We start from the raw sequence: 14,055 nt of genomic DNA, 5'->3' as shown, positions 1-14,055 counted from the left end.
CCCCGTACCCGGCACCGCCTCCGCCTACAGCTCGCGGACCCTGACGTCGCGGATCTCGATCAGGTCGTTGGTGCCGTGGTTCTGCAACCCGATGAACCCGCTGAGGAACTGTCGCAGGTCCGTGGGCGGGTCACCGGCCCGGGACGACGCCTTGCCCGGGGTGTTGTCGAACTCGTTGATCACCACACCGTTCCGGGTGATCGTGTAGTGCTGGCCGACCACCCGGATCTCGTAGTCGTTCCAGGTGCCCTTCGGGGTCACCCCGGCCTGGTCGAGCCCGACCGGGTCGAAGTTGTAGATCGACCCGGTCTTCTGCGGCTCACCGGTGGGCCCGTCGTAGATCTGGATTTCGTGACCGCAGTAGATCGCGACCCAGGCCTGCGAGCTCTGCGCCGACCCGACCGTCCCGCAACTGCCCGCGGGCCGCTCGGCCAGCGGCGTCCGCGGGTCCGGGAACCGGACGAAGGCGCCACTGTTGGCGAAGGTGCCCTCGGGCGAGACGTCCCGGAACTTCATCCGCAGGGAGAAGTCCGCGAACTCGTCCTTGGCGTACCAGAGCATGCCCAGCCCACCGGAGCTGCGCAGTGACCCGTCCGGCCGCAGCGCGAACGATCCGCCCGGTGCCTGCCGCCAGTCGGCGAGCGCAGCCGCCGTCCCGTCGAAGATGGGCTGGTAGCCGCCGACCTTGCCGATCGCCGACTGCGCCGCCGCCCTGCTCAGCGTCTGCGCCTCGCGGTTGTCGACGACGCCGTCGGCCCGCAGGTCGTTGACCACGTCGCTGACGTGGCTGACGAACTGGCCGTGGTTGGACCACATGCGCTCGTCGTCGATCAGGTCGTTGATGGTGCAGCCACCGCCGGCCTGGCGGTTGGCCACGCCGGTGTCGGTGTCGAGCATCCGCACCGTCTTGCGGCCGTCGGGCGCAGCGCACCCGACGACGACCTGGACGGTGCCGGTGGCGACCTCACCGTTGGCGTAGGTGACCTTCACCGTGGCCTGGTAGGTGCCGTAGTCGGCGTAGGTGTGGGTGGGATTCGCCTCGTGTGACGGCGCGCTGCCGTCACCGAAGTTCCACTCCCACTTCACGCCGCCGGTCCGGGCGCTGGAGAAGGCGATCGTCTTCGGGTTGCTCTGCGCCACCGCCCGCGCCGTGGCGTCGTTCGGGTTCGGCGTCGCCGGGCCGCCCTGGTAGGCGATCCGGATCAGCTTCTGGTTGGGGTGCAGGCTGAAGAAGCCGCCGGCGTAGTCGAGCATGTACAGGGCGCCGTCGGGGCCGAACTTGGCGTCCATCCAGGACTGGAGCTGGGTGCCGCCGCTGCCCGAGCGGATGATGCTGCGCAGGTCCTCGGCGAAGGCCGGTGGTCCGTGGCTGTCGACCTTGGTCGGGTCGACGGTGACCGCGATCCGGTTGTTGGCGTTCGACTGGTCACCGATGAACCACTTGTTGTCCCAGTACGCCGGCCAGGCCACGCCGCTGGCGGTGTCGACGTTCTCCCGCTGGTAGGTCGGGCCGTCCATGATGGCCTGCCCGCCGCCCTTGAGGTACGGCTCGGTGAACTTCTCGTCACCGGGCTTGTACGTCGGCAGGCCGCTGCCGTCGTTGCGCTTCGGGAAGACCGGGCCACCGCCCTGCGGCGAGTACCAGATCATGTTGTCCCGCACCGGCGGGAGGTTGACCAGACCGGTGTTGCGCGGCGAGGTGTTCTTCAGGTTGTCGCAGTCGTACCAGCCGGTCAGCACGGTCGCGTCGGTGTTGCTGCGGTCGCGGTAGGGCTGCCGGTTGCCCATGCAGTACGGCCAGCCCTGGTTGCCGGCGGACTTGATGATCGTCGCCGTCTCGTACTTGGCCGGGCCGAGCTCCGGGTCCGGGCCACCGGCGTCCGGCCCGACCCACGCGGCGGTGAGCCAGTCGTTGACCGGGTCCCAGGCGATTCGCGCGATGTTGCGCACGCCCATCACGTAGATCTCCGGGCGGGTCTTGCCGCCGCCCTCCTCCTTGCCGGTGAACAGGTTGCCGGTGGGCACGGTGTACGTGCCGTCGGGCTCCGGGTGGATGCGCAGGATCTTGCCGTTCAGGTCGTTGGTGTTACCGGCGGTACGCCGGGCGTCCTGGAACGAGGTGCCCTTGTAGTCCTGCGTCCAGTTGTTGCCGGCGTAGCCGTTCGAGCCGCCGGAGGAGTTGCTGTCACCGGAACCGATGTAGAGGTTGCCGGATTCGTCGAAGGTCATCCCGCCGCCCGCGTGGCAGCAGCTGTGGATCTGCGTGTCCCAGTGCAGCAGGTCCTTGCGGGTGCCCTGGTCGAGGGACTGCTTCGCCGCGTCGTAGGTGAACCGGGAGACGGTCCGTTGGCCGATCCGCCGGTCCCGGTCGATCGACTCGTGCGGCATCCAGTAGACGTAGACCCAGCCGTTCTGGGCGAACTTCGGGTCCAGCGTGATGCCGACCAGACCCTCCTCGTTCTTGACCAGCTCGCTGCCGCTGCCCCGGTTGCCCATCACCGGAAGGGTGGTGAGCAGCTTGGCCTGCTTGGTCTTCGGGTCCCACTGGTGGATCGTGCCGCAGCCGAGGCCGACCTTGGGGTCGTCCCAGCTGGCGATCGGCCCGGACGGGCAGGCCGCCTTGCCGATGTAGAACACCTTGCCGTCCGGTGCGACGGTCAGGCCGTGCGGCTCGCCGATCTGGTCGAGCTGCCCCGGCTGGTTGGTGGTGGTGAGCCGCTCGATGCGGTAGTTGGACGCGATGGTCGCCTGGCAGTCGCCGCGCACCATGCCGGTGGTCCACTGGATGGCGCCGACCAGGTGGCTCTGGAACTTCGTGTCGCTGGTCCAGCTCGCCTCGGTGCGGCCCATCCCGGTGTAGAAGGACCGGCCACCGTCGTAGTCCTGGCACCAGGAGATCGGGTGGAACGAGCCGTTGCCGCTCAGCCCGGGGTTGTAGGTGCCCTCCTCGACCTGGGCGAGGGTGTGCACCCGGCCGGTCGGGCTCGGGTCCCAGTTGATCCACTGGTCGGAGCGGGTCGCGGTCAGCGGCTGCCCCTTGTTCGCCGGGTGCTGGCGGTCGGTGAAGTCCACCACGGCCTGCTGCACGGTGGTGTCCGGCGCCGGACCCGCGTCCGGGCCGATCAGCCACAGCTCGGCGAGCTGGATCAGCGGCTCACCGCCGTTGGCCGTGATGTTCAGCCGGTAGTGCTGGTACGCCGTGGTGTTGGTGAAGCTGTACTGCTTGGTCTGGAACCGCTGCGGGAAGCTCTCCCCGCTGCGGGTGTCCAGGTCGGTCCAGGTGGTGCCGTCCGAGGAGCCCTGCAGGGTCCAGTTCTTCGGGTCCCGACCGGGGAAGTCGTTGGCCGAGGTCAGCGCGTAGCGGCTCACCACGACCGGCTTGGACAGCTTCGCCGCGAGCCAGCCGGTGGGGTTGAAGGTGAGCCACTTGGTGCCGGTCGACCCGTCGATCGCCTTCGCTGCGGTCTCGTTCGGCGCGTTCTCGGCGCTCGCCGTGGCGGAGACGGGCTTCTCGGCGTTCGGCAGGCTGGCGGCCGGCCGGGTGCCGATGAGGCCGGTGAACCAGGCCGAACTGGGCTGCGCGCGGGCGGCGTCGTGCACGCCGACGAATCCACCGCCACCCTTGACGTACGCCTGGAACGCCGCCTCCTGGGCGTCGTTGAGCGTCACCCCGTTGGCGGAGAGGAACACCACGCCCCGGTAGCGGGCCAGGTTGCCGAAGGTGAAGACACCCGGGTCGCTGGAGTCGTCGACGGAGAACCCGTGCTCCGCTCCGAGGCCCCGGATCGCGGTGACGGCCCGGTTGACCGGGTCGTCCTGCTGGGCCACCGGACCGTGGAACACCAGGACCTTGACCGCCGCGGCGGCCTCGGCGGCGGCGGCCCGGACCGGGGTCGGGCTCGCGGCCTGAGCGGGCAGGCCCAGCACGCCGAGGGCCAGCGCGGCGCTCGACGCGAGGGCACCGGCGCGGCGCAGGCCCCGCCGTCGGGCCGGTGGTGGTGCGGTGGCCGTCGAGTCGGACCTCTGCCGTCGTCCGACCCAGCGGGATAACCGGAAATGGCGTCCTTGAGCCATCTCGACTCCTCTTCAGGTGGGGATGTGGCGGACATGTGCTGCCGAGCGTCGTGCCGGGATCGACCGGACACCGGTGCGTGGGATCACCGGCGGCGCCCGGGCGGGCTGGGGTGGGTGCGGGACGTTGCGGTGGACTGGTGGATGGCTGGGGAACCCGCCGTGGGTGCGGGGTCCCGCCGGTGGCTGCTGGTCCGCCGACTGACCAACAGCCACCGGCCGGAGTGACCGGCGCGGTGGGCGCCGGGGCTCAGTTGTGCTGGTGCTGGCCGGTGGTGGCACCGGCGCCGGCGGCGGTCGCCGGGTGGGAGTGGTCGTGGCCCGGAGGCATCGCCCCGGACTCGTCCAGGACGTGCAGCATCGTCGACATGCCGCCGTCGGAGTGGAACTGCATGTGGCAGTGCAGCATCCAGTGCCCGGGGCCGACGGAGTCGCCCGCCGCCACCTGGAACCCGAACGAGTCGCCCGGCCCGAGCGGCTTGTTGTCGATGATCGGGACGCCGTCGGCGAACGGTTCCCCGTTGCTCACCGTGCCGGTCCGGGTGTCCGCCCAGGAGTGCCCGTGCAGGTGGAAGGTGTGCATGTCGTTGCCGATGCCGACGACGATGAACTCCACCTTTTCCCCCTTGCGGGCGACCAGGCAGGTCGGGCCGGGCTGCGGGTTCTGCGCGTCGCAGGTGTCGGTGGCCGCGCCGCGGCGCAGGTTGATGCTCTGCCGGTCACCGAAGACGACGGTGTAGGTGCGGTCGGGCTTCGGGTCGCCGGGGCGGCGTACCACCAGACCGCCGAAGAGTCCCGCGCCGAGGCCCTGGGTGCCGTGCGGGCCGCCCACCACGTGGTCGTGGTACCACCAGTAGCCGGCCGTGCCCGGCGAACCGGTCTTCTTGTTCCGGGGTTGGGCGTACCAGGTGTAGGTGCGCGACTCGCCGGGCGGGACGAAGGAGCCGCTCTGCACGGTGCCGTCGGAGAGCTGGGTGTACTTGACCCCGTGCACGTGCAGCGACACGCCCAGCGGATGCGCCGGGTTGGTGCGCAGCTGCTCCAACGTCGCGGCGGGCACCAGGTTGTGCAGGGTGATGGCGACGCACTCCCCCTCCATCATCTCCATGGTGGGCCCCGGGTAGGAGGCGGTCTGCGGGCTGGTGCCGTAGCCGAGTCGGATCTGGGTGCCGTCCTTCGGCAGCTCCACCGCGTAGAGCTGCATGGTGCGGTCCGGCTTGACGCAGCCCTCCGGTCGCTCGGCGAAGATCGCCCCGGACCGCGCGATCGCCAGGCCCCCGGCGCCGACCAGGGTCAGCAGCACGGTCGCCGCCACCACCAGCAGACGGGTGCTCGACCTGCGGCGGCGAGGCTCGCCCGAGGTCTCCATCCCGTCCTCGGGCGGCGGGGCGTCCTCGGTGAGTCGCCAGGCCGTCACCGCTCACCCCGCAGGTCGACCATCCGCTGGTAGCTGCGCTCGGCGGCGCCCAGCGAGCCGGGCGGGTTCGGCTGCGCGTTCGGCCCGCTGTCCTGCTCCCACAGGTACGTGAACCGTCCGCCCCCGTCGAGCTCGGTGAAGAAGTCCGCGAACGGGATCACCCCGGCGCCGAACTCCACGTCCAGGTACGAGTTGCCCTGCTGCGGGTCCGGCAGCGGGACGCCGTCCTTGACGTGGAACAGCGGGTAGCGGTGCGGATGGGCGTTGACGTAGTCCACGGGACGGAAGCCCGGGTACTTCCGTGCCCCGCCGTACGCCCACAGGATGTCCATCTCCAGGAACACGTACCGGGGGTCGGTCAGCTCCAGGAACAGGTCGTAGAGCCGCACGTCGGGCCGGTCGGTCGCGAAGCTGAACTCGATGGTGTGGTTGTGCTGGTAGAGCTTGATCCCGCGGGCCGCGGCGGCGGCGCCCCACGCGTTGAACTCCGCCGCGGCGGCCTGGTAGCCGGCGATGGTGCGGTTGCCGGTCGGCGCGGACGCCGTACCGACCGCGGTCATGCCCAGCGTCTCGGCGGCATCCAGCTCCCACTCCAGGTTGGTGCGGAAGTCGCCCAGCCCCCGGTGGCTGCCGGCCGCCTTGAGCCCGTTGTCGTCGAGCAGCTGCCGGATCTGCGCCGGGGTGATCGGGCCGACGTTGCCCTGGGTGTAGCCGGCGAACTCCACCTCGCGGTAGCCGATCCGGGACAGTTCCTCGAAGACCGCCGCGAAGCCGAGCTGGGCGATCTTGTCGCGGACGCTGTAGAGCTGGATGCCCAGGTGTCCCTGCGGGATCAGGCGGCCGTTCGACTCGCCGGCCGCGACGGCCGGCAGCGCGCCGGCGAGGCTCGCCGCGCCGACCGCGACGGTGGATCCGGCGAGGCCGCGCAGCAGCGCACGGCGGTCGATCCTGTTCTTGGCCATGGTGGTGTGGTCCTCTCGGTCGATCGGTCAGCAGCAGGTGGTGGAGGCGGACGGCGTCCCGTCCGGGCAGCACGACGTCGGTGCCGCGCTCGGCACGGTGCGGGAGGCCGCCGTGGCGCCGGCCTTGTCGGTGGGCTTGCCGACGCCGGAGCGACCGGCGGCGCTGACCAGGCGGCCGTGCTCCTTGTGGTCGATCACACCGAGGTGGTGCAGGTGCTCGGCGACATCGGTGACGTGCTTGACGAACTGGCCGTGGTTCGGCCAGGCCCGCTCGTCCTGGATGGCGTCGTTGATCGTGCAGGCGTCCGCGACCACCCGGTTGGGTACGCCGCTGTCCACCGTGCCGAGCCAGACCGTCGGCCGGGTGTCCGGCACCGGGCACGCGGCGGGCCCGCTGGCGACCACGGTGAAGGTCACCGACGCGGCGGCCGAGGTGTTGCCGGCCTTGTCGGTGGCGCGGTAGCTGAGCGTGTGCGCGCCCGGCCGGTCGACGGTGACCGGGGCCGAGTATCGGGCGTACGTGCCGCCGTCGAGGGCGTACTCGATCCGGTCGACGCCCGAGCCCGCGTCGGCCGCGGCGAGGGTGACGGTGGCGCTGCCACGGTAGGCGCCGGAGTCGTCCTGCTGGCCGGAGAGCGTGGCGGTGGCGGTGGGCGGGGTGGTGTCCGCAGCCGGCGGGTCGACCACCGTGAACGACACCGACTGCGCGGCGGAGGTGTTGCCCGCCTTGTCGGTGGCCCGGTAGCTGAGCGTGTGGGCGCCGACCTGGTTCACGGTGACCGGGGCCGGGTAGCCGGCGTACGGCTGCCCGTCGAGGGAGTACTCGATCCGGTCCACGCCGCTGCCCGCGTCGGTGGCCGAGATGGTGACCGTCGCGGATCCGACGTACGCCCCGGCGTCGTTGCGCTGGCCGGTCACCGCGGCGGTCGCGGTGGGGGGCGTGGTGTCCTGGGCCGGCGGCTCCACCACGGTGAAGGACACCGACTGCGCGGCGGAGGTGTTGCCCGCCTTGTCGGTGGCCCGGTAGCTCACCGTGTGCTGGCCCGGCTGGTTGACGCTCACCGGCGCCGAGTACGCGGCGTAGGCGCCGCCGTCCAGGGCGTACTCGATCCGGTCGACGCCCGACTCCGTGTCGGTGGCCGACAGGGTCACCGTCGCCGAGCCCACGTACGCGCCGGCGTCGTTGCGCTGGCCGGTCACGCCGGCCGAGGCGATGGGCGCCGTGGTGTCCGGTGTGGGCGTCCGCACCACGGTGAAGGACACCGACTGAGCGGCCGAGGTGTTGCCCGCCTTGTCGGTGGCCCGGTAGCTGACCGTGTGCTGGCCCGGCTGGCTCACCGTGACCGGCGCCGAGTAGCCGGCGTACGGCTGCCCGTCGAGGGAGTACTCGATTCGGTCCACGCCCGACTCCGTGTCGGTGGCCGACAGGGTCAGCGTGGCCGCACCCAGGTACGCCCCGCTGCCGTCGCGGTCGCCGGTGAGCGCGGCCGAGGCGGTGGGTGCGGTGGTGTCCGGTTTCGGGGGCTCGACCACCGTGAACGACGCCGACTGCGCGGCCGAGGTGTTCCCCGCCTTGTCGGTGGCCCGGTAGCTGACCGTGTGCTGGCCCGGCTGGCTCACCGTGACCGGCGCCGCGTAGGTCGCGTACGCGCCGCCGTCGAGGGAGTACTCGACCCGGGCGACACCGGACTCGGTGTCGGCGGCGGTGAGGGTGACGGTGGCGGTGCCGACGTACGCGCCGGTGCCGTCGCGCTGGCCGGTGACGGCGGCCGTCACGGCGGGCGGGGTGGTGTCGGGCTTCGGGGGCTCGACCACCGTGAACGACACCGACTGCGGGGTCGAGGTGTTGCCCGCCTGGTCGGTGGCGCGGTAGGTCAGCGTGTGCGAGCCGGGCTGGTTCACGGTCACCGGCGCCGAGTAGGTGCCGTAGGTCCCGCCGTCCAGGGAGTACTCGACGCGGCCCACGCCGGTCCCGCTGTCGGTCGCCGACAGCGTCACCGTGGCCGCGCCGAGGTAGGCGCCGGCGCCGTCGCGCTCGCCGGTGACCGCTGCCGTCACGGTCGGCGGGGTGGTGTCCGAGTTGCCACCGGTGACGACCAGCAGCCCGGTCATTCCGCCGTGGCCGGGGATCGCGCAGAAGTAGCGGTAGGTGCCCGGGGAGAGGACGACGTCGACCGTCCACCGGCCGCCGTTGGCGTCCGTCGGGTCGGCCAGGATGTTCACGTCGACGTCGCTGTTGTACGCCGGGTTGCCGGTGTCGAAGGTCAGGGTGTGCTGCATGCCGGTGGTGTTTCCGGTCGCGGCGCTGTTCTCGAAGACGAGCGTCGTCGGCCCGGCGACCGCGGTGGTCGGGGCGGAGCGGTACGCGAGGAAGTTGTCACCGGCGGTCCAGGTGAGCACCTGGGCCTGGAGCTGGCGCGACGGCGCGGCGGCGGCGGTCGACGGTTGCTGCTCGACCGGGCGCGCGCTCGCCGGTGCCGCCACCAGCCCGGCGGTCACCCACACCAGGGCGGCCGTGGCGACGGCCGCGATCGATCTCCGGAGCCGACCGGCCGGAAGCCGGCCGGGAGGTGCGTATCCGTTCATTCAGTGCCTCTCTCCCACGTTCAAGGCGCGCATCGGCAGGACAGGCGTCCCGTCGATGCCAAATCACCTCATGTCGCGACATGTCGCCCGAGCGACGGACCGCGTGGCTCCTCCTGGCCGCACGGGATCCCCGGCCGGGGCGGATGCCACGGCCGTCCGGTGTGAATGGACTCCGTCCTGGTCGCGGGCGAGCCGGATCGCACGCGTCGTCGGACGGCGTTCAGCGTGGAGCTGATGGGGTGAGGGTTACGCCTCGGAGCTGGGGAGGCGTCATCGGACGGAGGGACGGGCTTCGGTCGAACCCACAGCAGTTGCGGGCCACGGATCGCGGGACGTACCGCGGACCCGGGGTGCCATCCCTGGTCGGGTCGGTGGCCGCCGGACGTGTTGCGCCGCCTGGAGCCATCGATCGAGGTGAACCGTGGGGGCGGTCAACCTCGTTGGAACGTATTGATGAGTACGGACACTACTAAGTTGGTTCAGGCCTGTCCAGAGCTTTCGTCGCCCCCAGCGCTACTTTTCTCCGAATCGACGAAAGTCCGTAGCGTCGTCGGCGACGAGAGCGTTACACCAGGTCAGACATCCATGTCGAGCGATACGACGACCGGCTCCGACACCACCGGCGCGGCGCGGGCTGGGTACCGTAGCGCCGGCGCGGGCCCCCTCGCGCCGGAACTGTCGGACGGTGGGAGGGTCGGATGCGCCTGCACGTGGGCTGCGCCATGTGGACGCACCGGTCCTGGCAGGGGCGCTTCCTGGCGCACCCGCTACCGGCCCACGAGCGGCTGCGCGCCTACGCCGGCTGGTGCACCGCGGTCGAGGGAAACACCACCTTCTACGCCACCCCCGCGCGGGAGACGGTGGCGTCGTGGGCGCGGCAGACCGACCCCGACTTCCGGTTCGTGCTCAAGCTGCCGAAGGTCGTCACCCACGAACGGCGGCTCACCGACGCCGACGAGGAACTCCGGGTCTTTCTGGACGCGGTCGAACCCCTCGGCCCACGAGCCCACGCCCTCTGGATCCAGCTGCCGGGCTCGTTCGGCCCCGCCGACGTACCCACTCTGGCGCGGTTCCTCCGCGGGTTGCCCACCGAGCACCGGTACGCCGTGGAGGTCCGCCACCCGGCGTTCTTCGACGATCCCCGGGCGGTGCGGACGCTGGAGGACACGCTGGGCGCGGTCGGCGCCGAGTGGGTCCCCTTCGACACCACCGCGTTTTTCCGGACCCCGCCGACCAGCGACGCGGAACGCGAGGCATGGACGAAGAAGCCGCGTACGCCGCTGCGCAGCCGCGCGCTGACCGACCGGCCGATCGTCCGGTACCTGGGCCGCGACGACCCCGCACGGACGGTCGAGGGCTGGCAGCCCTGGCTCGACGTCATGACCGGTTGGCTGCGCGAGGGCCGCTCACCGACCATGTTCCTGCACACCCCGGACAACGCCGACGCGCCCGAGCTGGCCCGCCGGTTCCACGACGAGGTACGGGCACGCCTGCCCGAGGTCGAGCCGTTGCCCGAGCCGGCGCCGGTCGGGCCGTCGACGCTCTTCTGACCGTGTCGGCGCGGGTCAGGCGGAGGGCTCGGGGCAGCAGACGGTGAGTGCCCCGGGCACCGAGCGCACCTTGAGCTTCCGGACCGCGGCACGCGCCCCGCCGTCGAGCTCGTACGTCCGCGGGGCGGCGAAGCGGACCGTGACCCGGCGGCCCCGGGTGATCCGGACGAACGGCGAATCCGTCGACCGGCCGGCCGCCATCCGGCCGAGGGTCCGGGCCCAGTCGATCGCCCCGCTCGCGGTCGACACGCCCACCTCCAGGTAGCCGTCGTCGGGTCGGGCGTCGTCGAAGGCGGGGATGCCGCCGGTGATCGTGCCGACGTTGCCGAAGAGCACGCAGCTCGCCTCGCCGTCGAACCAGGTGGTGCCGTCCACCCGGATCCGGGTGTCCACCAGCTCGCCCCGGACGTGCCGCAGCCCCGTCCAGACGTACGCCAGCCGGCCGAGCCGGCCCTTGAGGTCCCGGTCCGCCTCACGGATCAGGTCACCGTCGAACCCGGCCCCCGCCATCACCGCGAAGTGCTCGCCGTTGAGCCGGCCCAGGTCCAGCCGGCGTCGCCGGCCGTGCAGACCGATCCGCACCGCCTCCGCCAAGTCCTCCGGGATGCCGAGGTTGGCGGCGAAGAGGTTCGCGGTGCCGGCGGGCAGGATGGCCATCGGCGTCTCCGAGCCGGCCAGGGTGTCCGCGCAGCGCTGCACCATGCCGTCCCCACCCCACACGAAGACCAGCTCGGCGCCCTTCTTCAGCGCCTTACGGACCTTCTTCGGCGCCTTGCGGCTCTTCGGCACCTCGTACCAGAGCAGGTCGTCGACGCCGGCGCCGACGAGCGTCGCCCGCAGTTCGTCGAGGCCGCCACCGAGGCTCTTGCGGCGGTGGGCGACCACCGCGACCGTGCCCACCCGGGCGGCGGTCACGGGCGTGGTGGGTGCGACGGTACTCGTGCTCATGGCCGCCGGTGTTACCCAGCCGGCCGCTCCGGTACGCCTCGCGGGTCGTGGGCGACCGACGTCGGCCGCCCACGACCCGGGGACGTCAGGTCAGCGGATGGTCGCGGCGACGGCAGCCGCGGCCCTCGCCGCTCCGGCGTCGTTGAGGTGCAGGTGGTCGCCGTGGTCGTAGGCCGGGTTCAGGGCGTCCGGATCGGTCGGGTCGGCGAGGACCCGGTCGAGGTCGACCACGGCGTCGTACTCGCCGCCGGTGCGGATCCAGTGGTTCAGCTCGTCCCGGACCGCCTCCTTCTCCGGGCTGTCGTACCCCTGCGCGTTCTTGATCGGCGGCAGGGTCGCGCCGATCACGGTGATCCCACGAACCCGCGCCGCGCGGATCAGCGCACGGTGGCCGGCGATCAGGTCGGTGGCGGTCACGACCGGAGAGGCTCCGCAGCCGAAGTCGGGGTAGCCGCCCGCGCCGATGTCGTTGACACCGAGCAGGACGACCGCCGCCCGCACGCCGGGCTGTCCGAGCACGTCCCGGTGGAACCGACCGACCCCGCGCTCGCCGTAACAGGGCGAGTCGGCGAGCAGCTTGTTGCCGCTAATCCCGGCGTTCACCACCGCGAGCGGACGACGGGTGGCCACCAGCCGTTCGGCCAACTCGTCGGGGTACCGGTTGTCGGCGCCCGGGGTCGAGCCGTAGCCGTCGGTCTGCGAGTCGCCGAAGGTGACCACCGTGCCCCGGGTGTGCGGGGAGCCGGCGACGTCCACGCCGGCAAGGTGGTACCAGGACTGGCTGGTCTCGCCGGCGAAGGCCGCACCGCGGTGGTCGAAGCGGCGGTCACCGTGGGCCCGGTAGGTGGTGGTGAGACCACTCTGGTGGAACGTCGCCGGGCCGCTGGCCCCCGCGAAGTACAGGGTGACGGTCAGCGCGTCGAGGGCTCGGACGGGCAGGGGCAACGGGTCGGACGTCGTCTCCGTTCCGGGCGGCAGCGTGGTCGACAGCCGGCGGTCGAAGGTGAGCGCCCGCAGGCTGCCCGGCCGCACCGCGGCGCCAGCGTCGGAGCGACCGATGGTGGCGCCGGTCAGCCGCAGCGGTTGCGTGCCGTACCGGTTCGACAGCCGGATCCGGAGCACGGAACCGGCGCCGCTGACCCGCACCACCTGCCGTACCGACTGGTTGGTGAAGCCGTCCATGGACCAGTTCGGGCCATCCCAGGCGTTCCCTGGCACCGGATCGTGGTGAGCCACGGCCCACGCCGACGACCAGCCGCCTGTCGTGGCGGGGTGCACGGGCCGGGCGGCCGTCGCCGCGCTGGCCGGAATGCTCGGCACCAGCACGGCGAGGGCGACGAGAGGTGCGAGGAGACGACGTGCCGACATGGCCGGGGTCCTTTCGTCGAGGGGACCGGCTGTTCCGCTGACGGGTGCCGGATGACCGGCAGTTCCCCGGCAGTCGGTCCGGTGTCACCCACTCTGCGGTCCAGGCCTTCCGGTTTTCTTACGGTCACCTGACGCCGTCGTCGGCCGGGACGCCGCTCCTCTGTCGCGTCGGCCGGCGGGTCGGTCGAGGACGGGGTGATCGGGCGGCCCGGCCGGGCCGCCCGATCGGGCGTCACGGTCAGCCGCCGAGGCTTGCGGCGGCCGAGGCGATCGCCGAGGCGAAGTAGCTCACCTGGGTGTAGACGCCCGGGTAGTTGGGCCGGGCGCATCCGTTGCCCCAACTGACGATGCCGACCTGGACCCAGGCGTTGCTCGCGTCGCGGCGGAACATCGGGCCGCCGGAGTCACCCTGGCAGGTGTCCACACCGCCGCTGGCGTAGCCGGCGCAGATCTCCTCCGCGGCGATGATCTTGCCACCGTAGTTGGAGTTGCAGGTGGAGTCGCTGACGAACGGGACGGTCGCCTTGAGCAGGTACCGCTGCTGTGCGCCGCCCTCGCGCGCGGCGCCCCAGCCGGCGACGGTGAAGGTGCCGTTGTCGTACGCGGTCGTGTTGGCGACGCTCAGCGTGCTCAGCCCGGTGACGGGGGTGGCCAGCCGGATCAGCGCCCAGTCCTTGCCGTTGCCGTTGTAGCCGGGGGCCCGGTAGACGTAGTTCGACCGGACGGTGATCCGGCTGGGCGACTGGAGGTCGACCACGCCGAGCGTCGCGGTGATGCTGGTGTTTGTGCCGGTGCGTCCCACGCAGTGCGCCGCGGTGAGCACCAGCCGGGGGCTGTACAGGGCACCACCGCAGCCCATGGAGAGCCGCACCATGAAGGGAAATTCACCCTCCGCGGCACGGGTGCCACCCACGACGTACGGCGTGGCCGGATCGTCGGCCGCGGCGGCCGGCGCCGCGAGAGTGAGGCTGCCCGCGGTCATCGCGGCCAACGTGGCGGCCAACAGGCCGGTGAGGGTGCGCCAGCGAACCATGCGTTCCTCCGCATCAGAACGGCACGCCTCGTGAGCGCACCTGATTCATGGATGCGGCCATCATATTGATGCGGATAGATTAATGGGTCATCTCCTCCAGGTCGTATCCCGGCGCTATGG

Annotated in this window: 7 protein-coding genes and 1 pseudogene; 1 reads left to right on the top strand and 7 read right to left on the bottom strand. The window is 71.8% G+C overall.

Features of this window, described 5'->3' with window-relative positions; all coding sequences use genetic code 11:
- Positions 1-24: 24 nt before the first annotated feature.
- The 4 genes and pseudogenes from ACFOW4_RS15045 to ACFOW4_RS15030 form a co-directional block, all read right to left on the bottom strand.
- Complete coding sequence (locus ACFOW4_RS15045) at positions 25-4,074, bottom strand: ThuA domain-containing protein (protein ID WP_377528007.1); 4,050 nt, start codon at positions 4,072-4,074, stop codon at positions 25-27.
- Positions 4,075-4,321: 247 nt separating this feature from the next.
- Positions 4,322-5,488: a multicopper oxidase domain-containing protein gene (locus ACFOW4_RS15040; protein WP_377528005.1), complete on the bottom strand. Its 1,167-nt coding sequence runs from the start codon at positions 5,486-5,488 to the stop codon at positions 4,322-4,324.
- Entirely contained in the window at positions 5,485-6,450 is a 966-nt protein-coding gene (locus ACFOW4_RS15035; RefSeq protein WP_377528003.1) for a sugar phosphate isomerase/epimerase family protein, read from the bottom strand. Before ACFOW4_RS15035 ends, ACFOW4_RS15040 begins: the two co-directional genes overlap by 4 nt.
- A 117-nt stretch (positions 6,451-6,567) precedes the next feature.
- Positions 6,568-9,036, bottom strand: a pseudogene (locus ACFOW4_RS15030) (OmpL47-type beta-barrel domain-containing protein); the annotation flags it as partial.
- Positions 9,037-9,758: 722 nt separating this feature from the next.
- On the opposite strand from ACFOW4_RS15030, the gene ACFOW4_RS15025 reads away from it, so the two are divergent.
- A complete protein-coding gene (locus ACFOW4_RS15025; RefSeq protein WP_377528184.1) occupies positions 9,759-10,586 on the top strand; it encodes a DUF72 domain-containing protein in 828 nt (275 codons plus the stop codon).
- 15 nt (positions 10,587-10,601) lie between these two features.
- Here ACFOW4_RS15025 and ACFOW4_RS15020 read toward each other — a convergent pair whose 3' ends face one another.
- From ACFOW4_RS15020 to ACFOW4_RS15010, 3 genes are all read right to left on the bottom strand, one after another.
- On the bottom strand, positions 10,602-11,534 hold the full coding sequence (locus ACFOW4_RS15020; protein WP_377528001.1) for a diacylglycerol/lipid kinase family protein: 933 nt from the start codon (positions 11,532-11,534) through the stop codon (positions 10,602-10,604).
- 90 nt (positions 11,535-11,624) lie between these two features.
- Complete coding sequence (locus ACFOW4_RS15015; RefSeq protein WP_377527999.1) at positions 11,625-12,902, bottom strand: SGNH/GDSL hydrolase family protein; 1,278 nt, start codon at positions 12,900-12,902, stop codon at positions 11,625-11,627.
- A gap of 238 nt (positions 12,903-13,140) precedes the next feature.
- Positions 13,141-13,935 (bottom strand): serine protease, encoded by a 795-nt coding sequence (locus ACFOW4_RS15010; protein ID WP_377527997.1) that lies wholly within the window; start codon positions 13,933-13,935, stop codon positions 13,141-13,143.
- Positions 13,936-14,055: the final 120 nt, after the last annotated feature.

Source organism: Micromonospora sp. GCM10011542 (genome assembly GCF_042650685.1).
Classification (GTDB): domain Bacteria; phylum Actinomycetota; class Actinomycetes; order Mycobacteriales; family Micromonosporaceae; genus Micromonospora.
This window is presented reverse-complemented; position numbering and strand designations above follow the sequence as displayed.

What these genes read in the sequence shown, in the direction of transcription:
- ACFOW4_RS15045 (WP_377528007.1), bottom strand. Translation starts at nt 4,074, where the DNA reads ATGGCTCAAGGACGCCATTTCCGGTTATCCCGCTGGGTCGGACGACGG.
- ACFOW4_RS15035 (WP_377528003.1), bottom strand. Translation starts at nt 6,450, where the DNA reads ATGGCCAAGAACAGGATCGACCGCCGTGCGCTGCTGCGCGGCCTCGCC.
- ACFOW4_RS15025 (WP_377528184.1), top strand. Translation starts at nt 9,759, where the DNA reads ATGTGGACGCACCGGTCCTGGCAGGGGCGCTTCCTGGCGCACCCGCTA.
- ACFOW4_RS15020 (WP_377528001.1), bottom strand. Translation starts at nt 11,534, where the DNA reads ATGAGCACGAGTACCGTCGCACCCACCACGCCCGTGACCGCCGCCCGG.
- ACFOW4_RS15015 (WP_377527999.1), bottom strand. Translation starts at nt 12,902, where the DNA reads ATGTCGGCACGTCGTCTCCTCGCACCTCTCGTCGCCCTCGCCGTGCTG.
- ACFOW4_RS15010 (WP_377527997.1), bottom strand. Translation starts at nt 13,935, where the DNA reads ATGGTTCGCTGGCGCACCCTCACCGGCCTGTTGGCCGCCACGTTGGCC.